General features: G+C 70.1%; 26 protein-coding genes. 9 read left to right on the forward strand and 17 right to left on the reverse strand.

The features are described 5' to 3' along the window. From AAIB33_RS05065 to AAIB33_RS05080, 4 genes are all read right to left on the reverse strand, one after another. Window positions 1–384 (reverse strand): RNA polymerase-binding protein RbpA, encoded by a 384-nt coding sequence (locus AAIB33_RS05065; protein ID WP_345802470.1) that lies wholly within the window; start codon window positions 382–384, stop codon window positions 1–3. Between the two features lie 137 nt (window positions 385–521). Next, the gene (locus AAIB33_RS05070) at window positions 522–1,298 is read right to left on the reverse strand and encodes a glycerophosphodiester phosphodiesterase family protein (protein ID WP_345802471.1); all 777 of its coding nucleotides are present in this window, start codon (window positions 1,296–1,298) and stop codon (window positions 522–524) included. After that, window positions 1,295–2,311, reverse strand: a complete 1,017-nt coding sequence (locus AAIB33_RS05075) for an SPFH domain-containing protein (RefSeq protein WP_345802472.1) — start codon at window positions 2,309–2,311, stop codon at window positions 1,295–1,297. Before AAIB33_RS05075 ends, AAIB33_RS05070 begins: the two co-directional genes overlap by 4 nt. Beyond that, the gene (locus AAIB33_RS05080) at window positions 2,308–2,781 is read right to left on the reverse strand and encodes an NfeD family protein (RefSeq protein WP_345802473.1); all 474 of its coding nucleotides are present in this window, start codon (window positions 2,779–2,781) and stop codon (window positions 2,308–2,310) included. Before AAIB33_RS05080 ends, AAIB33_RS05075 begins: the two co-directional genes overlap by 4 nt. A 153-nt stretch (window positions 2,782–2,934) precedes the next feature. Here AAIB33_RS05080 and AAIB33_RS05085 point away from each other — a divergent pair, with 153 nt between their 5' ends. Further along, complete coding sequence (locus AAIB33_RS05085; RefSeq protein ID WP_345802474.1) at window positions 2,935–3,708, forward strand: SDR family oxidoreductase; 774 nt, start codon at window positions 2,935–2,937, stop codon at window positions 3,706–3,708. Between the two features lie 57 nt (window positions 3,709–3,765). On the opposite strand, the gene AAIB33_RS05090 is transcribed toward AAIB33_RS05085, so the two are convergent. Continuing rightward, window positions 3,766–4,326, reverse strand: a complete 561-nt coding sequence (locus tag AAIB33_RS05090; RefSeq protein WP_345802475.1) for a DUF308 domain-containing protein — start codon at window positions 4,324–4,326, stop codon at window positions 3,766–3,768. A 127-nt stretch (window positions 4,327–4,453) separates the two neighbouring features. After that, the gene (locus AAIB33_RS05095) at window positions 4,454–5,377 is read right to left on the reverse strand and encodes an AEC family transporter (protein ID WP_345802476.1); all 924 of its coding nucleotides are present in this window, start codon (window positions 5,375–5,377) and stop codon (window positions 4,454–4,456) included. 159 nt (window positions 5,378–5,536) lie between these two features. Between AAIB33_RS05095 and AAIB33_RS05100 the strand changes: the two genes are divergently transcribed. The 3 genes from AAIB33_RS05100 to AAIB33_RS05110 are packed head-to-tail and all read left to right on the forward strand — an operon-like array spanning window position 5,537 to window position 7,133. After that, window positions 5,537–6,130 carry a sulfite oxidase-like oxidoreductase gene (locus AAIB33_RS05100; RefSeq protein WP_345802477.1) on the forward strand — a complete coding sequence of 198 codons (594 nt, stop codon included), beginning with the start codon at window positions 5,537–5,539 and terminating at the stop codon, window positions 6,128–6,130. Then, entirely contained in the window at window positions 6,127–6,867 is a 741-nt protein-coding gene (locus tag AAIB33_RS05105) for an FAD-binding oxidoreductase (protein ID WP_345802478.1), read from the forward strand. The genes AAIB33_RS05100 and AAIB33_RS05105 overlap by 4 nt, the downstream gene beginning before the upstream one ends. Continuing rightward, entirely contained in the window at window positions 6,867–7,133 is a 267-nt protein-coding gene (locus AAIB33_RS05110) for a DUF6510 family protein (protein ID WP_345802479.1), read from the forward strand. Before AAIB33_RS05105 ends, AAIB33_RS05110 begins: the two co-directional genes overlap by 1 nt. A 7-nt stretch (window positions 7,134–7,140) precedes the next feature. Here the strand turns inward: AAIB33_RS05110 and AAIB33_RS05115 are convergent, their stop codons facing one another. Continuing rightward, window positions 7,141–8,442: an MFS transporter gene (locus tag AAIB33_RS05115; protein ID WP_345802480.1), complete on the reverse strand. Its 1,302-nt coding sequence runs from the start codon at window positions 8,440–8,442 to the stop codon at window positions 7,141–7,143. 58 nt (window positions 8,443–8,500) lie between these two features. Here AAIB33_RS05115 and AAIB33_RS05120 point away from each other — a divergent pair, with 58 nt between their 5' ends. After that, window positions 8,501–9,085 carry a CGNR zinc finger domain-containing protein gene (locus AAIB33_RS05120; protein ID WP_345802481.1) on the forward strand — a complete coding sequence of 195 codons (585 nt, stop codon included), beginning with the start codon at window positions 8,501–8,503 and terminating at the stop codon, window positions 9,083–9,085. Here AAIB33_RS05120 and AAIB33_RS05125 read toward each other — a convergent pair. Further along, window positions 9,060–9,512 carry a hypothetical protein gene (locus AAIB33_RS05125; protein ID WP_345802482.1) on the reverse strand — a complete coding sequence of 151 codons (453 nt, stop codon included), beginning with the start codon at window positions 9,510–9,512 and terminating at the stop codon, window positions 9,060–9,062. The two genes, AAIB33_RS05120 and AAIB33_RS05125, sit on opposite strands and share 26 nt — an antisense overlap. Before the next feature lie 59 nt (window positions 9,513–9,571). Between AAIB33_RS05125 and AAIB33_RS05130 the strand changes: the two genes are divergently transcribed. Next, entirely contained in the window at window positions 9,572–10,186 is a 615-nt protein-coding gene (locus AAIB33_RS05130; protein ID WP_345802483.1) for a hypothetical protein, read from the forward strand. 121 nt (window positions 10,187–10,307) lie between these two features. Here AAIB33_RS05130 and AAIB33_RS05135 read toward each other — a convergent pair whose 3' ends face one another. Continuing rightward, window positions 10,308–11,222, reverse strand: coding sequence for a patatin-like phospholipase family protein (locus AAIB33_RS05135; RefSeq protein WP_345802484.1), 915 nt, complete (start codon window positions 11,220–11,222; stop codon window positions 10,308–10,310). Between the two features lie 217 nt (window positions 11,223–11,439). On the opposite strand from AAIB33_RS05135, the gene AAIB33_RS05140 reads away from it, so the two are divergent. Further along, on the forward strand, window positions 11,440–11,886 hold the full coding sequence (locus AAIB33_RS05140) for a nitroreductase family deazaflavin-dependent oxidoreductase (protein ID WP_345802485.1): 447 nt from the start codon (window positions 11,440–11,442) through the stop codon (window positions 11,884–11,886). A 72-nt stretch (window positions 11,887–11,958) separates the two neighbouring features. Here the strand turns inward: AAIB33_RS05140 and AAIB33_RS05145 are convergent, their stop codons facing one another. From AAIB33_RS05145 to AAIB33_RS05155, 3 genes are all read right to left on the reverse strand, one after another. After that, the gene (locus AAIB33_RS05145) at window positions 11,959–12,222 is read right to left on the reverse strand and encodes a DUF6458 family protein (RefSeq protein ID WP_345802486.1); all 264 of its coding nucleotides are present in this window, start codon (window positions 12,220–12,222) and stop codon (window positions 11,959–11,961) included. Window positions 12,223–12,329: 107 nt separating this feature from the next. Next, window positions 12,330–12,776 (reverse strand): SRPBCC domain-containing protein, encoded by a 447-nt coding sequence (locus tag AAIB33_RS05150; protein WP_345802487.1) that lies wholly within the window; start codon window positions 12,774–12,776, stop codon window positions 12,330–12,332. Next, window positions 12,769–13,155 carry a metalloregulator ArsR/SmtB family transcription factor gene (locus tag AAIB33_RS05155; protein ID WP_345802488.1) on the reverse strand — a complete coding sequence of 129 codons (387 nt, stop codon included), beginning with the start codon at window positions 13,153–13,155 and terminating at the stop codon, window positions 12,769–12,771. The genes AAIB33_RS05150 and AAIB33_RS05155 overlap by 8 nt, the downstream gene beginning before the upstream one ends. Window positions 13,156–13,243: 88 nt before the next feature. On the opposite strand from AAIB33_RS05155, the gene AAIB33_RS05160 reads away from it, so the two are divergent. After that, window positions 13,244–13,810 (forward strand): dihydrofolate reductase family protein, encoded by a 567-nt coding sequence (locus AAIB33_RS05160; RefSeq protein ID WP_345802489.1) that lies wholly within the window; start codon window positions 13,244–13,246, stop codon window positions 13,808–13,810. 4 nt (window positions 13,811–13,814) lie between these two features. Here the strand turns inward: AAIB33_RS05160 and AAIB33_RS05165 are convergent, their stop codons facing one another. The 3 genes from AAIB33_RS05165 to AAIB33_RS05175 are packed head-to-tail and all read right to left on the reverse strand — an operon-like array spanning window position 13,815 to window position 17,071. Continuing rightward, window positions 13,815–14,579: an SGNH/GDSL hydrolase family protein gene (locus tag AAIB33_RS05165; RefSeq protein ID WP_345802490.1), complete on the reverse strand. Its 765-nt coding sequence runs from the start codon at window positions 14,577–14,579 to the stop codon at window positions 13,815–13,817. Between the two features lie 19 nt (window positions 14,580–14,598). Continuing rightward, entirely contained in the window at window positions 14,599–15,981 is a 1,383-nt protein-coding gene (locus AAIB33_RS05170) for an MFS transporter (protein ID WP_345802491.1), read from the reverse strand. A gap of 46 nt (window positions 15,982–16,027) precedes the next feature. Further along, on the reverse strand, window positions 16,028–17,071 hold the full coding sequence (locus AAIB33_RS05175; RefSeq protein WP_345802492.1) for an LLM class flavin-dependent oxidoreductase: 1,044 nt from the start codon (window positions 17,069–17,071) through the stop codon (window positions 16,028–16,030). A gap of 110 nt (window positions 17,072–17,181) precedes the next feature. On the opposite strand from AAIB33_RS05175, the gene AAIB33_RS05180 reads away from it, so the two are divergent. Further along, a complete protein-coding gene (locus AAIB33_RS05180; protein WP_345802493.1) occupies window positions 17,182–17,808 on the forward strand; it encodes a phosphoribosyltransferase family protein in 627 nt (208 codons plus the stop codon). A gap of 50 nt (window positions 17,809–17,858) precedes the next feature. Here the strand turns inward: AAIB33_RS05180 and AAIB33_RS05185 are convergent, their stop codons facing one another. Both AAIB33_RS05185 and polA read right to left on the reverse strand, forming a co-directional pair. Then, window positions 17,859–19,532, reverse strand: coding sequence for a DUF885 domain-containing protein (locus AAIB33_RS05185; protein WP_345802494.1), 1,674 nt, complete (start codon window positions 19,530–19,532; stop codon window positions 17,859–17,861). A gap of 78 nt (window positions 19,533–19,610) precedes the next feature. Beyond that, the gene (gene polA / locus AAIB33_RS05190; RefSeq protein WP_345802495.1) at window positions 19,611–22,250 is read right to left on the reverse strand and encodes a DNA polymerase I; all 2,640 of its coding nucleotides are present in this window, start codon (window positions 22,248–22,250) and stop codon (window positions 19,611–19,613) included. Window positions 22,251–22,328: the final 78 nt, after the last annotated feature.

Here is a 22,328-nt window from a genome sequence, read left to right on the forward strand (position 1 = left end):
TCAGGCGCTGATCTTGTCGACGGTGACGTCCTCGCCGGCGCCGCGGCGGGCGCGGACGTAGGCGAGACGCTCCTCGAGCAGCTCCTCGAGCTCCGGGATCGTGCGGCGCTCGAGCAGCATGTCCCAGTGGGAGCGGGGCGTCTTGTCGCCGCTGTGGTCGACCGTCGCGGTGCCCTCGCCGATGCGCAGGAGAGCCTCGGCGCCGCACGTGCGGCACTCCCAGCTCTCGGGCACCTCGGCGTCGGCCGCGAAGGTCAGGGTCGTGTCACGTCCGCACGACGTGCACGTGTAGATGTGCTGTGCGCGCTCATGGAACACGACGCCCTCTTCGCTTTGCAGGCTCTGGGCGCCGAGTCGAATGCCGCGCAGGCTGCGGTCTGCCATTTTCGGGTCCTCTCGTCGCTTCATCAGGTATAACGAAGCGACCTGGGCGTCTCATCCGAACAGAGGGCTTCCGGGAGGCATTCACAGTCGATGCTCAGCCGGGACTCCGTCTCACTGTGCGCGGGACTGAGGATCGCTCAGCGGAGGACTCCGAGAGCGACGTCGGCGCGGTCCGTGACGATGCCGTCGACCCCCATCGCGACGAGCCGCGTCATGTCGCCGGGATCGTTGATCGTCCACACGTGCACCTCGACTCCGGCGGCGTGCGCGTAGTCGATCAGGCGCGGCGTGACGATGCGGAGGCGGCCGCGGCGTTCAGGCACCTGAAGCGCGTCGACGCCCGCGAGCGCGCGGCGCGCGAGACGGCCCGATCGCACCGACACGGCGCCGAGGAGGCGGGTCACGACGGTCGTGCCACCCGAGGTCGCGGGAGGGATGCCGTCACCCGTCGTCGCCGCGGCGGCGAGGGCCGCCCGGCGCCGATCGTCGGAGAAGCTCGTGACGAGGACGCGATGCGCGTGGGGCGCCACGATCCGCCCCACCTTCTCTGCGGCGCCCTCCGCCTTGACGTCCAGATTGAACCGGACAGCGGGGAAGGAGTCGAGGGCCTGCTCGAGGGTGATGAGGCCGCCGCGGCCGGCCATGATGAACTCGAGATCGCGCGCGGTGACCTCATCCACGCGCCGGGGGTCACCCGTCACCCGTGCGAGATCCGGGTCGTGGAAGAGAACGACGACGCCGTCGCGCGTGAGGTGGCAATCGCTCTCGACGTAGTCGGCCCCTGCCGCATGTGCGGCCGCGACGGCGGCGAACGAGTTCTCGACGACACCGTGGCGTGCGCCGTCGGCGGTCACGAGCCCGCGGTGCGCGAGGACGCGCGGGCGCTCGGCGCCCGCGAACCAGGGATGCGTCACGCTTGCGGCGGCGTGCCGGGCGATGCCTCGACCGACGGCGGTGCGGGCGGGGCCGGAGGAATCGGCGCCTCCGTCGCGGCGGGGGCCGCCGCGGCATCCCCTCTCCTCGCCGCATCGGCGATCGACCCGGCGAACGCGCCGCTCACGCCCTTGAGCGCCTCGGTGAACTCGCTCGGGATGATCCAGAGCTTGCTCGAGGGGCTCTCGCTGATCTTGGGAAGCGTCTGCAGGTACTGGTACGCGAGGAGCTTGTCGTCGGGGTTGCCGACGTGGATCGCGTGGAAGACCGTCTGGATGGCCTCGGCCTCGCCCTGCGCGCGTAGCACGGCGGCGGCCTTGTCGCCCTCCGCCTTGAGGATCTCGGCCTGTCGCTGGCCCTCCGCCGTGAGGATCGCCGACTGCTTCGTGCCCTCGGCGGTGAGGATGAGGGCGCGGCGGTCGCGCTCCGCGCGCATCTGCTTCTCCATCGAGTCCTGGATGGAGTGCGGCGGGTCGATCGCCTTGAGCTCGACCCGCGACACGCGGATGCCCCACTTCCCGGTCGCCTCGTCGAGGACGACCCGGAGCTGGCCGTTGATCTCGTCGCGGCTCGTCAGCGCCTCTTCGAGGTTCAGGCCGCCGACGACGTTGCGGAGCGTCGTGGTGGTCAGCTGCTCGACGGCGCCGAGGTAGTTGGCGATCTCGTAGGTGGCCGCCCGCGCGTCGGTCACCTGGAAGTAGACGACGGTGTCGATCGAGACGACGAGGTTGTCCTCGGTGATGACGGGCTGCGGCGGGAACGACACGACCTGCTCGCGCATGTCGATGAGGGGGCGCAGGCGGTCGATGACGGGGACGAGGAGATTGAGGCCGGGGGAGAGGGTCTTGTGGTACCGGCCCAGGCGCTCCACGATGCCCGCGCTGGCCTGCGGGATGATCCGCACCGAGCGCACGATCACGACGAACACGAAGATGACGACCGCGATGGCGAGGGTCCAGCCGATCGCGAGGGGGACCACTTCTTCGACGGTCATGCGGACGGCTCCTGGGGCTCGAGACGGACGATGGCGGTGGCGCCGTCGATGCGGCTCACCCGCACGGGCGTGCCCGGCTCGATCGCGGCCGGAGTGTCGGTGCGGGCGGTCCAGACGTCGCCGTTGGAGAGCTTCACCTGACCCGTGTCGGACGACACCGTCGACAGGACGCGGCCCGACAGGCCGATGAGGGCCGCGACGTTGCTCGGCGTGGGATCCTCACCGCGCCGCAGCCGCCGCAGGAGCGGCGGTCTGAGCACGAGCACGAGGACCGCGGCGACGACCGCGGCGATCACGACCTGCAGCCACAGCGGAGCGCCGAAGAGATCCGACGCGAGCCCCGCGACTCCGCCGATGCTGAGCATGAGGAAGGTGAAGTCGAGCGTCAGCATCTCGATCACGAGGCAGATCAGGATCAGCACCAGCCATCCGATCCACGCCCAGTCCTCGATCGTCTGGATGACCTCCACGATGTGCCTCCTCGGCTCGAACCTACCACGCGTGAACGGGCCTGGATCGGCCCTTCGAGGCGCCCGTTGGTAGGGTCGAAGCGCGCCGTTCGACACCGTCCGGCGGCCGCGGCATCCGCTGCTCGGCACCATCGCATTCCGTCGGGAGAACCCGTGTCCGAATCCCTCACGCCCCTGGCTCCCGGCTCTCTCGCCGGCAAGAGCGCCCTCGTCACCGGCTCGTCGCGCGGCATCGGCGCAGACACCGTCCGCTACCTCGCCGAGGCCGGCGCGAACGTCGTCATCAACTACCGCAACAAGGCGCCGCGCGCCGAGAAGCTCGCGACGGAGCTGCGCTCCCTGGGCGTCGAGGCGCTCGTCGTGGGCGCCGATCTGACCGACGCCGAGTCGGTGCAGGCGATGTTCGACGAGGTGAAGGCCGCGTTCGGCGGCCTCGACATCCTCGTGCTGAATGCCTCCGGCGGCATGGAGTCGGGGATGGCCGAGGACTACGCCCTGCAGCTCAACCGCGACGCTCAGGTGCGCGTGCTCGAGACGGCGCTGCCCCTGCTCGGCGAGGGCTCGCGGGTCGTCTTCGTCACGAGCCACCAGGCCCACTTCATCCGCACGACGCCGACGATGCCCGAGTACGAGCCCGTCGCCCTCTCCAAGCGTGCGGGGGAGGACGCCCTGCGCGAGCGGATCCCCGCTCTCGCCGAGCGGGGCGTCGAGTTCGTCGTCGTGTCGGGAGACATGATCGAGGGCACCATCACGGCGACGCTCCTCGAGCGCGCCAACCCCGGTGCGATCGCCGCGCGCCGCGAGGATGCCGGCAAGCTCTACAACGTCTCGGAGTTCGCGGCCGAGGTCGCGCGCGCGGCCGTCGAGCCCGTGCCCGCCGACAACACGCGTCTGGTCGGCGACACCGCCTCGTTCGCCGGCGAGTGATCCGAACGACGAAGAAGGGCCTCGGGGAATCCCCGAGGCCCTTCTCTCATGCGTGGATCAGAGGTCGCGGCCCGAGAAGCGGAACGCGCGGATGACCTGGATGATGCCGAGCACGATCAGCGCGATGCCGAGCAGCCACCACAGTACCGCGGTGCCGTAGAACGGGTTGAACAGCAGCACGAGGCCGGCGAGGATGCTGATGATCGCGAAGAAGATCGTCCAGCCCTTCGAGGCGGCGTCGCCCAGCGTCGAGAGCGACACGATGCCCTCCACGATCCAGAGGATACCGACGAGGATGCCGACGAAGACGCCGAGCCAGGCGGTCGTCTGCTGCAGGTTGAACAGCGCGACGACACCCGCGATGACGAAGATCACGCCGAGGACGATGTGGCCGAGACGCGCCCAGCCGCCCTTCGACTTCGAGAAGATCCCGAGTCCCGCGTAGACCAGGCCCGCGACGATCGCGTAGATCGCGATGATCGCGGCGACGACCACGGCCGTCTTGCCCGGCCACGCCAGGATGAGGATACCGATGATGATGGAGAGCACGCCGCCGACGCCGAAGGCGGTGCGGATGCCGTTGACAGCCGACTTCTCGGCGGCGGATTCGGTTGACATGGGAGCGAGCCCTTTCTGAACGTTTGCTGTGAAGGTTCGCGTGACAGCCTAGCCCCGGATTCCGCCCGTGCTCGTCAACATCGCGGTGCGTTCACCGCATGTGTCGGCGAATGTCGGGTGGCCCGCGTCACCCGAGCAGGACCGTCGCGAGCAGGAGGACGGGGATGCACCCGACCGTCGTCAGGAAGACGGTGTCGCGCGAGATCGTCTCGCCGACGCCATAGCGCTGCGAGTAGTTGAAGACGTTCTGGGCCGTCGGGAGCGCCGCCAGCACGACGACGATGAGCACGTCGTGGGGCCCGAGCCCGAAGACGAACTCCGCCACGACCCACGCGACGACCGGCATGACGACGAGCTTGAGGATCGTCGCGAGAGTGATGTCGCGTCGGCGCCCGGAGGGCGCGAGCACGCGCTGCCCGTGCAGAGAGATGCCGTAGGAGATGAGCAGCACCGGCACGCACGCGTTCGCGATGAGCTCCGCCGGCTGCATGACGATGGGCGGAAGATCGATGCCGGCCACCGAGACGAGGGTGCCGAGCAGGGACCCGATCACGAGCGGGTTCGTCACGGTGCGCAGGACGGCGCGCCCGAACGACGATCGCCCCGTCGCCGTCACGGCCTCGAGGATCGTCATCGAGATGGGCGTGAAGACGAGCAGCTGCATGAGGATGACGGGCGCCGGATACGCCGCCGAGCCGAGCAGGTAGAGCGACAGGGGGATGCCGATGTTGTTCGAGTTGACCTGGCCGGCCGACAGCGCGCCGATGACGATCTCGCCGGCCGGACGCCGCCACGCGAGCAGCGCGACGAGGACGTAGACGGCTATGACGGCGACCGCCGCGATCGCCGAGACGGGGAGGAGAGCCGAGAAGAGCGTGTGCACGTCCGCGTTCGCCAGCACGACGAACAGCAGGAACGGCGACAGCACGAAGAAGGTGAGGCGGCTGAGCACGGGACGCGCATGCTCGCCGAGCAGGTCGATGCGCCCGATGATCCAGCCGACGAGGATCGCGACGCCGACGACGACGAACCCGGTGAGCGACTCGATCACGCGCGAGCGGGGAGGGAGTCGGGGGATGCCACGCATCCAGGGTAGCCAGCCCGCCCGCCGCCCCCGGCCGGTCGGCGCCGTCCCTTTCCTCTGTCGGGTGCCGTCGATAGCCTGGGTGCCGTCGGCTGGGTTCGTCCGCCGCGGAGCGAGGAGGGGTTCATGGCTGTGTTCTCGCGCGGCTTCGGTGCTCGGCGGCGTGAGGCGGATCCCCGCATCCCGCCCGGGCAGTACCTCGAGGAGGGCTTCCCCGTGCTCTCGGCAGGTCCGACCCCCGACATCGAACTGGCCGAGTGGAGCTTCACGATCCGCACCGAGACGGGCTCGGGCAAGCGCTGGACGTGGGACGAGTTCCAGGCCCTCCCGAGCGAGGAGATCTCCACAGACATCCACTGCGTCACGCGATGGTCCAAGCTCGGCACGACCTGGCGTGGCGTGTCGCTCGACACGCTGTTCGCCGACATCGACACCGAGGTCGAGTACGCGATGGCGCACTCCTACGGCGGCTACACGACCAATGTGCCGCTCGAGGACCTGCTCGACGGCAAGTCGTGGGTCGCGTACGAGTTCGACGGCGAGCCGCTCGATCCCGAGCACGGCGGCCCCGCACGGCTGCTCGTGCCGCACCTCTACTTCTGGAAGAGCGCCAAATGGGTGAAGGGTCTCGTGCTGCAGCAGCATGACGATCCCGGCTTCTGGGAGCAGAACGGCTACCACCTGCACGGCGACCCGTGGACCGAGGAACGGTACTGGTGACGGCGCCCGCCGCCGCGCGGGCTGTCTGGCGCGAGGCGCGGGTCGTCGGCGTGACGCCCGCGAACGCGCACGCGCGCCTGCTCACCCTCTCGGTGCCCGGCTGGCCGGGCAGCCTGCCGGGGCAGCACGTCGACATCCGGCTCACGGCCGAGGACGGCTACCAGGCCGTCCGGTCGTACTCGCTCGGGCTCGCCGGCGACGGCGACACGATCGAGCTCGGCATCGACGAAGTGCCGGACGGCGAGGTGTCGCCGTATCTCGTGCACGACGTGGGTCCCGGAGACTCGCTCGAGGTGCTCGGGCCGCTCGGCGGGTTCTTCGTGTGGCGTGAGGACGACCCGTCGCCCGTGCAGCTCATCGCCGGTGGGTCGGGCATCGTGCCGCTGCGGGCGATGGTGCGGGCGCGGCTCGCGGCATCCACCTCCCAGCCGTTCCGGATGCTCGTGTCGGTGCGCACCCCGGAGGACGCCATGTACCGAGACGACCTCGTGGGCCTCGACGGCGGCGGGGGAGTGGAGGTGTCGTGGGCGTACACCAGGTCGGCACCCGACGGCTGGACCGGGCCGGTGGGCAGGCTCACACCGGCGGCGATCGACGCCGCCGTCTGGCCGGTCGCCGACGACCCCGTCGTCTACGTCTGCGGTCCGACGGGATTCGTCGAGTTCGTCGCGCGAGAGCTCGTCGCGCGCGGGCATCCCGCCGCGAGGATCAAGACCGAGCGCTTCGGAGGTCTCTGATGCGGACGCATGTCGATCACGTGGACGGGAACGCCCTCGCGGGTGTGCTCGCGGAGTTCATGAGCGCGGATGCCTCGACCCTGACCGTCACGTGCCGTCACTGCGGCCTGCACGGCGACCTCGCGGAGGTCGTCGTGGAGCGCGACGATGTCGGCTCGATCGTGCGCTGTCACGGCTGCGAGCGGACGCTGCTCGTGATCCTGCGCGACGCCGGCGGCGGCATCCGTCTGCGTTTCGAAGGCGCGGCGGAGATCGCGTCGGCCTGATCCGGATTCAGCGCTCGGCATCCGCCGTGGCGGACTCGCCAGCCTCGGCGTGGACGGTGTCGGCGTCGCTGAGCGTGCGCAGCCGTGCGAGCGGGGACGTCGCGACGAACAGGATCGTGCCGAGGAGCAGAACGGATCCGACCAGGATGCCGCCGCGCAGGCCGAGCCACTGCCCGGCGAGTCCGCCCGCGATCGCGCCGAGCGGGATGACGCCGTAGGTGACCGTCCGCATGCTCGCGTTGACACGACCGAGGAGCGCGTGCGGCGTGCGCACCTGGCGGAGGGTGATGAGCAGCACGTTGGACAGGGCCGTGCCGACGCCGACGAGGAACCACACGGCGCACAGTGCGATCACGATGACCGTTCGCGGCCACGACGGCTGAAGCGCGGGAACGACGAGGAAGGCCGCTGTCTCGATCGTGGCACATGCCACCATGACGGTGCCGAAGCGCATCCGCCGTGCGACCGCGCCGGCGGACGATGCGCCCAGCAGGGCGCCCACCGCGCCGACGGAGAAGACGATGCCGATCGCCCACGCGTCGAGGCCGAGCTCGCGGAGCGCGTAGGCCGTGAACAGCACCGTGACCCACTGCGCGAGGGAGTTGTAGATGGCGGAGAAGCCCACGTTGGCGCGCAGATATCGGTCGCCGACGGTGAACGCGACGCCTTCGCGCAGCGCCTGCCACCACGTGCCCGCGCCGTCGGAGTGCTTCGGCGTCCGGGGCAGGAAGAGGAAGGCGATCGCCGCGACGAGATTCGCCCCCGCCGTCACGAGCAGCGCGAGCGTCGCGCCGGCGAGCTGGATCAGGATGCCGCCCACGCCCGGCCCGCCGATGTCCGCGATCGCCGCGCTGGACTGCAGACGTCCGTTCGCCCGCGTCAGATGGGCGCGCGGCGCGTAGTCCGGCACCGCCGACTGGTAGCCGACCTCGAACACCACCGTGAAGACGCCCCACACGAACACGGCCGCGATGAGCAGCGGCACCGTCGTCCAGCCCGCGACCGTCGCGACGGCGAGCCCCGTGACGGCGAGCAGGGATCCGAGCTGGGAGAGGACGAGGAGTCGTGCGCGATCGCCCCGGTCGAACAGGACGCCGAGGGGGAGCGCGAGCAGGAGGAATGGGAGCCACTGCGCGGCCGCCACCACGCCGAGCTGCGCCGGGGTCGCGGACAGCACGACGACGGCGAAGACCGGCACGACGAACTCGCGCAGCTGCGTCGCCGCGACCGCCGCGGACTGTCCGGCCCAGAACGCCCCGAACCCCCGCCGGTCGAGCCCTGAGGCCTCGGAATCGCCGTCGCGCGCCATGATGTCTCACCTCGATCGTGCTAATGGTCTTATACCGGTTTACCCGTTAGGATGAAGTATGTCCACCCGTCGCTTCGCCAGGATCGGGGGACACCCTGCGCTCGATCTCGCGAACACCGTCGACTGGCGGCTCGATCCCACGCGCCGGCACGACCACCTCACGGACATGTCCGAGGCGCTGCGCTGCTTCGCGGAGCTGCACGTCATCACCCCCGACGAGCGCGCGCAGGTCGCCGGGGCTGCGGTCGCGCACGACGAGTCCGAACTCGACGCGGTGCGGCGACTGCGCGAGGCCGTCTACGGCGTCGTCATCGGCGACGAGAGCGCTCCCGGCGAGCTCTCGCGGCAGGTGGTCGAGGCCACGGCCGTCGCGACGCTCGCACGACAGGGTGACGCACTCGAATGGATGCTGCCCGTCGACGCGCGCATGCCGCGCCTGCGGATGGCTCTGCTCACGGTCGATCTGCTGACGCACGAGTCGCTCGACCGCCTCGCGCGCTGCGACGACGACGCATGCGGCTGGGTCTTCCTCGACCGCTCACCGCGGCACAACCGCCGCTGGTGCGTCGCGGAGGACTGCGGCAACCGCAACCGAGTCAAGGCGCACTACGACCGCGTCAGGACGACCGCAGACCGGGCGTGATGGCGGCGATGGCGCTCTGCCATTCCGCGAGCATGTCGTCGAAGTCCTGGGCGAAGCGCGCGAGATCATCGTCGGCGGCCTCCTCGAGCGACGTCACGTCGTAGCCGACGTGGACGCGGGTGGCGGCATCCATCGCCTCGAGGCGCACCCGGACGGTCGTCGCGCTGTGTCCCGGCGTGAAGCGCGCATAGGTCGCGGCATGCGGGGGAGCGGACTCGACCACGATCCAGGTCGTCTCGCGACCCTCCGACGTCGTCCGCCAGACCGTTCCGGGCGCAGAGTCGTCCCCGACGTCGGCGAGGAACACCGGTGCCCATCCCGGACCCCAGAGCCGTTCGCCGGCCGCGGTGAAGAGCGGAAAGGCCTGCTCGGGCGGCAGGTCGACGGTGAGCTGTCCGTCGAGGACGAAGCGCGGTCGGTGCGACATAGCCGGAACCGTAGCAGGAGGCTGGTAGACATTTTCCCGGGGCGAAGCGAAGGAGATCCATGCGTGCCGTGCGCCTGATCGTCGGTGCCCTCATGGTCGTATGTCTCGCGGGATGCACGGCTTCTCCGAGTCGAGAGGAGCTCGCCGGCGCAGACGCGGCGCGTGACGGCGGTCTCCGCACGCTCGGGAGCATCGAGGTTCCGACGCCGGCCGGCTACAGCGCGGTCGCGGAGCGGACGATGGATGCCTGCGGCTCGCTGACGAGCGATCGCGGCGGGTTCGACGACACCCATGTCGAGGGCTACTCCTGTGCGCTGATTCGGCGGACGGTGTACACGGCGAACGACGACTCGGCGCGGTCCGACGCCGGTGCCCGTGCTGCCGTCACGCAGCTGCAGGAGGCGTTCGGGCTGGATCTCAGCCCGAACGTGCCCACGGCGATGGGCTTCTTCGACGCGGACGGCCTGCGGGTGGACATGACGGCGCTCGTGCGGCCGGCCGGCGAGGTCGACATCGACATGCTGCCGCTCTGGCACGCGAACCAGTTGGTGCACAGCGACGACGGAGAGCTGAGTGGAAAGCTGAGCGACGTGGGCGTGGATGCGGCGACCGTGCTCATGGTCACGACGACGGTGACCTACTTCCATCAGCTGCGGAGCAGTTTGCAGCCGTAGGTGTGCGGGTGGTTCGTGCGCATCTACGGCTGGAACGGTAATCGCCGATAATGCACATTATGTCAACTCACGTCTCGAGGTTGCCCCTGCTCGGTGTGCGACACCGAGCAGGGGCCTCCCCTCAGCCCACAGGCTCGACGACGCTCCAGAACCCGGCGAGTCGGGGTGCGAGCGCGAGTCCCAGGTTGTAGCCCGCCCGCGCGGCGGGTGGACGCGTCATGGGATTCATGACGTTGTCTCCGAAGGCGTCGAGCGACGCCTGGTCGGGATGGATCTCCTCCACGACGCTGCCCTGGGCGCGCAGATCATCGATCTGGTGCGCGAGGTCGAGGCGCCACTCGAGCGGCAGCCGGGTCCTGCCCCCGAACGGCGACAGCACGAGGACCTTCTCGCACCCGGCCGCGAGGTCGGCGTTCTCCGCGTTGGACCGGTAGCCGCCGTCGATGTAGCGCCGGTCGCCGATGCGATACGCGAAGCCACCGGCGGTGCTCGCCGCGACCGCATCCACGAGTCGGACCCCGCTGTCGCGATCGAAGACGACGGGCTCACCCGTGTCCGCATCGACCGCCGTGATCAGGAGGTCCTGCTTCTCGGGCCACTCGTGGCGGGAGAAGCGCGCGGCGACGATCCCCCGCCAGCGGGCCGTGCCCGCGTCGCTCGACATGGCGTCCGTCGCGAGCTCGACGCCCATCCGACGGCGCATGTCGGCGGGGTCGGAGGAAGCCGCGATGACGGCGTCCGTCCGCTCGAGATGATCGCGCGTGAGCGTCGGCCGGGTCGCCGGGCGACCCGCGACGGCCGGGATCGGTGCGACCGTCTGCTCGAACAGGCGCGCGATGGCCTCGCCGGCGATCTGGGCGGCAGCGGTCGCGCCCGCCGAGGTTCCGACGACGAGGTCGGCCGCGGAGGCATCCACCCCGCCCTCGGAGAGACCGGCGATGACGCCGATGAGCCAGGCATTGCCGGCCGATCCCCCGCCGCCGAGGACGAGGGCTCTGCCGGAGAGGTTCGTGGGAGAAGGAAGTGAGGTGTTCATGGTCGGAGCTTTCGATGAGTGCATCGGCGCTCCCCGCGACGGCTGTGTCAGTCGCTCGACCGTGAACTCGAAGGAGCGCCCAGAGTGGACAGTGTGTGCATCGGGCTCACCTCCTCGAGTCGTGCCACGTTCGCCGGGAAGTCTACCGCTCCTCCCCCGCCCGACCGCCGCGGAGCCTGGTTGACTGGAATCCACCGACCGGTTCGAGGAGGAGCACATGCCGCTCGAGGGCGAATATCTGCCGAGCACGTCCGACTGGGCGAGGCGCCAGGCCGAGGCATACGAGGCGAGCGGCGGCGCGGAGCACGCCCACCTGCGCGGCAAGCCCGTCATCGTGCTGACGACCGTCGGGGCGAAGACCGGCGCTCTGCGAAAGACCGCGCTCATGCGCGTCGAGCACGACGGGGCGTACGCCGTCGTCGCGTCGATGGGCGGCGCCCCCAGGCATCCCGCCTGGTACTGGAACCTCGTGCGCAATCCGCACGTCGAGCTGCAGGACGGCGCCGACAAGGGCGACTATCTCGCCCGTGAGCTGGAAGGCGACGAGTACGCCGCCTGGTGGGAGCGGGCGGTCGCCGCGTGGCCCGATTACGCGAACTATCAGAAGCGCACCGAGCGCATCATCCCGGTCTTCGTGCTGGAGCCCATCGCCGCAGAGTCATGAGCCGTGAGCGCACGAAGGCCGGTGCGGCGCTCGGTGAGGAGCGCGGCACCGGCCTGTGCGCGAATCAGCGGATCAGAGTCCCGCGGTGTCGTCGGGCGTGGCCGTGGAGCGGCGCGTGACCCGCTCCCCCGCGACCGGGTCGACGGCGGTGTGGGTGACGACATCGGACCGGCGGCGACGCATCAGGAGCACGATTCCGATCAGGACGACGACGACACCCGCGCCCATCAGGATGTAGCCGACCAGGTCGAGGTTGACCCAGTCCAGCTGGACGTTCAGGGCGAACGCGAGGATTGCGCCGATCACGAAGAGGACGATTCCTGCACCGATGCTCATGCGAGGTTCCTTTCCGGGATGGCCCCAAGCGCATCCCACCTGTCCTCATGGTGTCATCGGGGCCGTCACCCACGGAGGGACTTGACAACCCGCGGAAACCCGGTCTATCAGCCGTTTTGCATGCGGACGAGCTCCTTCTCGATGTCGTCGATGAAGGAGTTGTAGCCCGCGATCGTCGCGGCGACCTGCTCGTCGCTGAAGTCGGCGCGGTCCTGCCGGATCGTCAGCTCGGTGCCGCCGTCGACCTCGGCGAGGTCGAAGAGCACGGGCAGACCGGCGTACTGGTCGGGGTTGTCCGTGAGCGTCATGGCGAGGCGGGCCGGAGGGTCGACCTCCACGTACTCGCCGGCCCAGTCGATGCGGTTGCCGTCCGGCAGGAGCATGACGGCACGGAACTCTCCGCCGACGCGGACGTCCATCTTCAGGCTGTCCTGGGGCACCTCGACGGCCGCGGTGCCGAACCAGACGGCGAAGTGCTCGGGCTTCGTCAGTGCGTCGAAGACGAGCTGGCGGGGCGCCGAGAGAGTGCGTGTGATCGTGAAGTACTCAGTCATGGTGGTTCTCCTTGTCGTGGTGGTCGTGCGGTTCTTCGGTGGGGGTGAGCTGCTGCAGGGCGTTGAGGTACGAGTCGAGGGAGTCGAGGGAATCGGACCAGAATCGCGCATAGTCGGCGATCCACTGGGATGCCTCGGCAAGGGGCCGCGCGTCGAGCTGCGCCGGGCGGAACTGGGCGTCGCGCCCCCGCGTGACGAGGCCGGCCGCCTCGAGCACGCGCAGGTGCTTCGACACGGCGGCGAAGGTCATGTCGAAGGGCTCTGCCAACTCCCCCACCGTCGCCTGCCCGGCCGAGAGCCGCGCGAGCATCCGGCGGCGCGTCGGGTCGGCGAGCGCGGCGAACGTGCGGCTCAGGGCATCGCCCGATCCTGTCGCCATCTCGTTCCTCCTTATTCAACTGTTTGGTACAGTACCGATCGGTTGAATACCTGTCAAGATGTCGGATGCCGCCGCTACCGTCTGCACCATGACACGCGTCGTCTTCAACACCGCCACGACTCTCGACGGCTACCTCGCCGACGACCAGGACTCGCTCGACTGGCTCTTCGCCGTGCCGGGCGCCGACGACGCGGCCGCAGCGTTCTCCGGCTTCCTCGCCGGCATCGGCGTGCTCGTGATGGGGTCGACGACGTACGAGTGGGTGCTCGCGCACGAGAAGCTCGTCGAGCACCCGGAGAAGTGGAACGAGTTCTACGGCGATCGGCCAAGCTTCGTGCTCTCCACGCGCGATCTTCCGCTCCTGCCCGGCGCCCCCCTGCGCCTGCACTCTGGGTCGGTGCGCGAGCTCTGGCCCGACATCCTCGCAGCGGCGGGCGGCACGGACATCTGGATCGTCGGCGGCGGGGACGTCGTCGGACAGTTCGCCGACGAGGGGCTCCTCGACGAGGTGCGGGTCTCGATCGCCCCGGCAACGCTCGGGTCCGGCCGTCCCCTGCTCCCCCGCCGTATCGGCTCCGACCGATTCAGGTTGGAGTCCGTTGGGCAGCGCGGGCAGTTCGCCGAGCTCGTCTACTCGGTGCGTCCGCCTGCGTGAGACGTCACTCGGCGGCGGGCTCGAACCTCGTCCAGCTGCCGTACTTGGGCTCGCGGCCGTCCCCCGACGAGGTGCGCGTCACTCGGCGCCGCACCCACGGTCCGACGTGCTGACGGTAATACGCCGCATCGCGCAGCCGGACGCTCTCCGGAAGAGCGGGCAGCGACCACCATCCGGCGGGGGGCTCGTAGCCGAGAGCCGTGAGCACGCGTGCGGCAACGCGGTGATGTCCGCGGGCGTTCATGTGGAGGCGGTCGTCCGACCAGTAGCCCGGGGTGGACAGTTCGCGATCGCGCCAGTTGAGCGCGCGCACGATGTCCGGCCGCTCGTCCAGGTGCTTCGCGACGGCGGCGGACAGCACATCGCCACGACGCTGGATGACGCGGCTGAGCGGCAGCTGCGCCGACGGGTTGGCACCCGACAGCACGATCAGCTGCACCCCTTCCTCGTCGCAGCGCTCGATGACCCGCTCGAAGGCGGCGACGATGTGCGACACGGAGGTGCGCGGGCGCAGCATGTCGTTGCCGCCGCCGTTGAACGACAGGTGGGTCGGCTCGAGGGCGAGCGCCGGCTCGAGCTGCTGCTCGACGATGGGCCACACCAGCTTGCCGCGGATCGCCAGGTTGGCGTATTCGATCGTCTCCCCCGACGCTCCCGCCCAGCCTTCCGCGACGAGGTCGGCCCAGCCGCGCACGCGGCCGTCGGGCAGCTCGTCGCCTACTCCCTCGGTGAACGAATCGCCGATCGCGACGTATCGAACGGATGCCATCCGACCAGCCTAGGCCGCGTCACCGGTCGTCGAGGGCGCGTCCTCGACGGTCCGCGAGACCCCACGCGGCGATCGCCGCGATCCCGAAGAACACCGCGAACAGCACGAAGAGGGCCGATGCCCCGCCCACCGAGAGCATCACGGGAACGGTGAGGGGCGCGACGATTGACGCGATCCGGCCGATGCCGGCGGCCCAGCCCGACCCCGTCGCGCGGAGCGAGGTGGGGTACATCTCGGGGGTGACGGCGTAGAGCGCCCCCCACGCGCCGAGGTTGAAGAACGACAGCGCCATGCCCGTCGCGATGATCGTCGGCTCGCTCGCAGCCGTTCCGAAGAGCACGGCTGAGACGGCCGATCCCGCCAGGAAGACCGAGAGGGTCGCCCGACGGCCCCACACCTCCACGAGCCAGGCGGCCACGATGTACCCCGGGAGCTGTGCGAGCGTGATGACGAGGGTGAATCCGAACGATCGGACCAGGTCGTACCCCTGGGCGACGAGCAGCGACGGGATCCAGATGAACGCTCCGTAGTAGGAGAAGTTGACGCAGAACCACACCACCCAGAGCGATGCTGTCCTCCCGCGGAACTCGGCGTGCCAGAGCGTGCCCAGGCGACCCGTGACCGCCGTCGGCGCGGCGGCGTCGCCGGGCGCGGCGGCGTCGCCGCGCGCAGGAGCCGGAGCGGAGCGCTCGCCGCCGGACGCCTCCGCACTCGCCGGAGCCGCCGCCACTTCGAACTCCGCGACGACACGCTCGGCCTCGTCGATCCGCCCGCGCCGCTCGAGCCACCGGGCCGACTCCGGCAGACGCCATCGGACGAACAGTGCATAGGCGGCCGGCACCGCGCCGAGCGCGAACGCCCACCGCCATCCCTGCTCCGAGCTCGGGATCACGAGGAATCCGATCAGCGCCGCGGCGGTCCACCCGATCGCCCAGAACGCCTCCAGGATCACGACGAGTCGGCCGCGGATGCGGGCGGGTGCGAATTCGCTCACATAGGTCGAGGCGACGGGAAGCTCGGCACCCAGTCCCAGCCCGACGAAGAACCGGAAGACGAGCAGAAGCGCGAGACCGCCGACGAGCGCACTCGCGCCCGTGGCGAGGCCGTACACGATCAGAGTGAGCGCGAAGACCTGCCTCCGGCCGAAGCGGTCGGCGAGCAGTCCGCCCACACCCGCGCCGATCGCCATCCCGACGAACCCGATGGATGCGATCCAGGCCGTCTGCGACGGCGCGAGCGCCCACTGCTGGGCCAGGGCGGCGATGACGAACGAGATGAGCCCGACGTCCATCGCGTCGAGGGCCCAGCCGCTGCCCGAACCCGCGACGATCCGCAGATGCGGACGTGTGAAGGGCAGCCGGTCGAGGCGCTCCGAGATCGTCGCGGTCGTGGCATCCGTCATGCACGTCATCGTACGGATGCCGCGACGCGTCGGGGGCGTCTTGACGCTAGGCCAGCAGCTCGCGCACGAGCGGCGCGACCTTCGTGCCGTAGAGCTCGATCGACCGCATCATGTGGTCGTGCGACAGCGTGCCGGTCGAGAACTTCATGTCGAACCGGTCGACGCCGAGCGTCGTCACGGTGTCGGCGATCTTGCGGGCCACGGTCTCGGGCGACCCCACGTAGAGCGCTCCCTCGGGACCGACGTCGTGCTGGAAGCGCAGGCGGTTGTAGGCCGGCCAGCCACGCTCGCGGCCGATCGTGTTGTTCATCGCCTCGAACCCGGCGTACGCCTCGTCCCACGCCTGCTGATCGGTGTCCGCGATGTGGCCCGGCGAGTGGACGCCGATCGGGAGGCGGTCGCGGCCGAACGTGTCGAGCGATCGGTGGTACAGGTCGACGAACGGGCGGAACCGGCCGGCGGGTCCTCCGATGATCGCGAGCATGAGGCCGTAGCCGTAGCGCGCCGCGCGCACGACGGACTCCGGTGTGCCGCCAACGCCGACCCAGGCCTTGAGCCCCTGCTCGGTCTTCGGGAAGACGTGGGCGTCCTGCAGGGACGCGCGGGTCGTGCCGCTCCAGGTGACCGGCTTCTCGGTGAGGAGCTGCGAGAACAGGTCGAGCTTCTCGTCGAAGAGCACCTCGTAGTCGCGCAGGTCGTAGCCGAAGAGCGGGAAGGACTCGATGAACGAGCCGCGGCCGAGGATGACCTCGGCGCGGCCCCGGGAGACGGCATCCAGCGTCGAGAAGCGCTCGAAAACGCGGACGGGGTCATCGCTGGAGAGTACGGTGACCGCCGTGCCGAGGTGGATCCGGCGCGTGCGGGCGGCGGCGGCCGCGAGCACGATCTCGGGACTCGAGACCGCGAACTCGGAGCGGTGGTGCTCCCCCACGCCGAAGAACGACAGTCCGACCTCGTCGGCGAGGACGGCCTGTTCGACGACGTTGCGGATCGTCTCGGCGCCGCTCAGCAGTTCGCCGGACTCGTCGCGTGTGACGTCGCCGAAGGTGTCGAGACCGAGCTGGACGTCCGACGGGGTGGTGTTGGCCATGACGAGGATCCTTCCATTCACATGCATGGAACCGCGGGCTGCCTCGCAGCATTCCCCGCGGATCTCCACGCTCCCAGACCGGCCGGCGCGTCGCGGCGTAAAGTGCGGACATGGCCATCTTCGCGGATCGCGTGGCGGCCGGCCGGGAGCTCGCTGCCGCGCTCGAGTCGCAACGCGGCACGGATGCCGTCGTGCTCGGCATCCCGCGCGGCGGCGTCGTCGTGGCGGCGGAGATCGCGTGCGAGCTCGCGCTCCCCCTCGGCGTCGCCGTCGTGCGCAAGCTCGGCGCGCCCGACCACGAGGAATTCGCCGTCGGCGCGATCGCCGATGGCGTGCGGGTCGTCGACCCGGCGGCGACCCGTCTGCACGGCGTCACACCCGAAGGGCTCGCGGCGGTCGAAGAGGCCGAGCGCGCCGAGCTGGCACGCCGCAGCCGCCTCTTCGCCGAGCGGCCGCTCGCCGTGGACGGGCGCACGGTGATCATCGTCGACGACGGCGTCGCGACCGGCGCGACCGCGAAGGCGGCCTGTCGCGCGCAGCACGCGCGCCACCCGGCCCGCATCGTACTGGCGGTTCCCGTGGCGCCCTCGCGATGGCTGCCCGAAGAGGCGGTCGTCGACGAGTTCGTCTGCCCGCACCGCGAACGCGATTTCTGGGCCGTCGGCCAGTTCTACGACGACTTCACCCAGACGACCGACGAGGAGGTCGCGCGCCTGCTGGCGCACGACCTCCCCTAGCGAGCCGTCGTCAGGCGCTCAGGCTTCGACAAGCTCAGGCTTCGACAGGCTCAGCCCACGAGCGCTGTGCGCAAGGTGTCGAGCCCGACGCCGCCCAGCTCGAGTGCACGCTTGTGGAACGCCTTGATCGAGAACGCGTCCCCCTCGGACTCCGCGACCTCGTCGCGCAGCTGCTCCCAGATGCGCTGGCCGACCTTGTACGAGGGGGCCTGTCCGGGCCAGCCGAGGTAGCGGTTGACCTCGAAGCGGATGAACTCGTCGGACATGTTCACGTTGTGGCGCATGAACTCGAGCGCGTAGGCGGCGTCCCAGGTGCCCGCGCCATCCGGCCGGGGCTTGGAGAGGTGCACGCCGATGTCCAGCACGACGCGAGCGGCCCGCATGCGCTGGCCGTCGAGCATCCCGAGCCGGTCGGCCGGGTCATCGAGGTAGCCGAGCTGCTGCATGAGCCGCTCGGCGTAGAGTGCCCAGCCCTCCGCGTGACCCGACGTGCCGGCGAGCAGTCGGCGCCACGAGTTGAGCTCCGCGCGGTTGTAGACGGCCTGCGCGATCTGCAGGTGGTGGCCCGGAACGCCCTCGTGATAGACGGTCGTCAGCTCGCGCCACGTGTCGAAGTCCTCGACGCCCTCCGGCACCGACCACCACATGCGACCGGGACGCGAGAAGTCGTCGGTTGGGCCGGTGTAGTAGATTCCGCCTTCCTTCGTCGGCGCGATCATGCACTCGAGCCTGCGGATCGGCTCGGGGATGTCGAAGTGGGTCGTGCCGAGCTCGGCGATCGCCCGATCGCTCGTCTCCTGCATCCAGCGCTGCAGCGCCTCGGTGCCCTGCAGCTTGCGGGCGGGATCCTGCTCGAGGAAGGCGACGGCCTCCTCGACGCTCGCGCCCGCCTTGATCTCGTGCGCGATCTCCTCCTGCTCGGCCACCATGCGGGCGAGCTCCTCGACGCCCCACTCGTAGGTCTCGTCGAGATCGATCGTCGCGCCGAGGAAGTTGCGCGACTGCAGGGCGTAGAGCTCGCGGCCCACCGCATCGGCCTCGCCGGCGGCGGGCGCGAGCTCGCCCGACAGGAACGACGAGAGGCGGTCGTAGGCGACCCGGGCCGCGTTGGCGTTGTCGGAGAGATCGCGGGCGAGGGATGCCGGCAGCTGGCCCTCGGCGGGAGCCGCCTCGCCCGCGAAGTCGGCGAAGAAGCCCGTGTCGTTCGTGTAGCGCGCGATCTGGGTCACGACCTCGGCCACCTGGCGTCGGGCGGGGACGACACCCTGCGCGATGCCCTCGCGCAGGGTCGCGATGTATCCGTCGACGGCTGCGGGAAGTGCCTTGAGCCGCGTCGCGACGACGGCCCAGTCGTCGACAGTGTCGGTCGGCATGAGGTCGAAGACCGAACGGATGTCCTGCGCCGGCGAGGCGATGACGTTGAGGTCGCGGAGGTGCCACTGCGCCTCGTGGAGGTCGAGGGCGAGCTGCAGCTCTCGCGAGAGGTCCTCCTTGGTGACGACGTCGACCGCGTCTGCCGGCGTCGCGGCCTGCAGCTCGCGAAGGCTCGCGCGGGTCGCCTCGATGAGCCGCTCCTGCCCCTCGGGCGAGAAGTCCGCGTACCGCCCGTTGTGCTCGTTGCGCCCGATGTAGGTGGCCAGCGAGGGGTCGAGTTCGGCGACGGTGTCGACCCAGCGGTCGGCGATCCCGTCGATCGGCGTGGAGGCGCGCGGAGAATCACTCATGATTCGAGCCTAGGCATGGTACGCCGTCGCTTCCAATCCGGGACGCCGTTCCACCCGCTCACCAGGAGCACCGCCCGGTCAGTGCGCCGCTTCGTTCCAATCGCCGCCGCGCCCGATCTGCACGTCGAGAGGGACCGACAGGCGGGCGGCGTCGCCCATGCGCTCTCGCACGACGCGCTCCGCGGCATCCCACTCCCCCTCGGCCACCTCGACCACGAGCTCGTCGTGGATCTGCATCAGGACGCGCGACTGCAGCCCCTCGGCACGGAAGTCGTCGTGGATGTGGAAGAGGGCGATCTTCATGATGTCGGCCGCACTGCCCTGGATCGGCGCGTTGAGGGCAGCACGCTCGGCGTTCTCGCGCAGCACGCGGTTGGGGCTCGCGAGGTCGGGGAAGGGCCGGCGGCGCCCGAAGATCGTCTCGGTGTAGCCATCGATGCGGGCCTGCTCGACGGACGAGCGCAGGTAGTCGCGCACCGCGCCGAAGCGCGCGAAGTACTCCATCATGAGCTGCTTCGCCTCGGACTGCTCGATGCGCAGCTGCTTCGAGAGACCGAAGGCGGAGAGGCCGTAGACGAGGCCGTACGACATCGCCTTGACCTTGGTGCGCATCTGCGCCGTGACCTCTTCCGGGGCGACGCCGAAGACGCGCGCGCCGACGAAGCGATGGAGGTCCTCGCCCGAGTTGAACGCCTCGATGAGCCCCGGGTCTTCGGACAGGTGCGCCATGATGCGCATTTCGATCTGCGAGTAGTCGGCCGTGAGCAGCGTCTCGTGACCCGCGCCGACCTCGAAGGCCGAGCGGATGCGGCGGCTCTCCTCCGTGCGCACCGGGATGTTCTGCAGGTTGGGGTCGGTGCTCGAGAGGCGGCCCGTCTGACTGCCGGTCTGCAGATAGGTCGTGCGCACGCGGCCGTCCTCGGCGATCGCGACGTCGAGGGACTCGATGATCTGACGGAGCTTCGTCGCCTCGCGGTGCTGCAGCAGCAGGTCGAGGAAGGGGTGCGGGTTGGTCTCCTGCAGGTCGGCGAGCACCGCGGCATCCGTCGAGTAGCCCGTCTTCGTCTTGCGGGTCTTCGGGAGCTGCAGCTCGTCGAACAGCACCTCCTGCAGCTGCTTCGGAGAGCCGAGGTTGACCTCGCGCCCGATGGCGGCGTACGCCTCCTGCGCGATCGCGTCGGCGCGCTCGCCCAGCTCGCCGGAGAACTGCGACAGCTTCGCGTGCGACACGGCGACGCCCGCGAGCTCCATGTCGGCGAGCGTCTGCAACGTCGGCAGCTCGATGTCGGTCAGCACCGCCGAGACCGACTCGGCCATCTCTGCGCGCAGCGCCTCGGCCACGCGCAGGGTGTACCAGGACAGCTGGCCCGGCGTCGCCCCCTCGGTCTCGGGGACGAGCTGCGCGGGGTCGGACTCGGGCAGCTTCTCGTCGAGGTAGCGGTCGACGAGATCGGCGAGCGACTTGTCGGGGAAGCTGGGGCGCAGCAGCCAGCCGGCGAGCAGCGTGTCGAACGCGAGCCCACCGAGCCGCAGCCCCGCGCGGGTGAGCGCCTTCACCTGCGGCTTGGCGTCGTTGACGATCTTCGGCGCATCCGAGGCGAGCCAGTCGGTGAGCGCCGCGGCGACCTCGGGCGTCCAGGCGGCCTCGGCCGCGGCATCCCGTGTCGCGAATCCCACCCTCTGCGGCAGGCCCGCCTCGATCAGGATCGTGACCCCGACCTCGCCCTTCGCCGCCGCGAGCCAGGCGGGCAGCGCGTCGGGCGCGGGCTCGACGGGGACGGGCATCGGCACGGCGGCGGCCGACGCGACGGCGGCCATCTGCTGTTCGATGCCCGCGAGCTCTGCGACCCGCGGGATGAGCGTCTTGAACTCGAGGCGAGCGAAGATGTCGCGGACGGCCTGCGCGTCCATGGGCTGCACCTCGAGGTCGGCGGGGCCGAGCGGCAGTTCGACGTCGCGCAGCAGGCGGTTGAGCGTGCGATTGCGCCGGACCGAGTCGAGGTGCTCGCGCAGGTTGCCCCCGACGACACCGGTAACCTTATCGGCGTTCTCGAGCAGACTGTCGAGCGAGCCGAACTGCGTCAGCCACTTGACGGCGGTCTTCTCCCCCACCTTCGGCACGCCGGGCAGGTTGTCGCTCGTCTCGCCGACGAGCGCCGCGATGTCGGGGTACTGCTCGGGCGGCACGCCGTAGCGGTCGATGACCGCCTGGCGGTCGTAGCGCTTGAGCTGCGAGACGCCCTGCACGTTGGGGTAGAGCAGCGTGATGTCGTCGTTGACGAGCTGGATCGTGTCGCGATCGCCCGAGCAGACCAGCACCTGGAAGCCCGCCTCCGCGCCCTGCGTCGCGAGGGTCGCCAGGATGTCGTCGGCCTCGATGTCCTCCTGCTGGAGCACCTGGATGCTCATCGCCGCCAGGCAGTCCTGCAGGAGCGGGATCTGGCCCTTGAACTCGGACGGCGTCTCGGAGCGATTCGCCTTGTACTCGGCGTACTCGCGCGTGCGGAACGACTGTCGCGACGTGTCGAACGCCACCGCCAGATGCGTCGGCTTCTCGGCCTTGATGAGGTTGATGAGCATCGAGAGGAACCCGTAGATGCCGTTCGTGTGCTGCCCGTCCTTCGTCGAGAAGTTCTCGACGGGGAGCGCGTAGAAGGCCCGATATGCGAGCGAATGGCCGTCTACGACGAGGAGGGTAGGCTTTGCGGAGTCCGTCACCCTGCAAGCCTAGTCAGGGCCTCCGACAGGCATCCGACCCACTGCGCCGCCCTCCGCGCCGGCGCCCGCGCCCGCTCG

It is taken from the genome of Microbacterium sp. AZCO, from assembly GCF_039614715.1.
Taxonomy (GTDB): domain Bacteria; phylum Actinomycetota; class Actinomycetes; order Actinomycetales; family Microbacteriaceae; genus Microbacterium.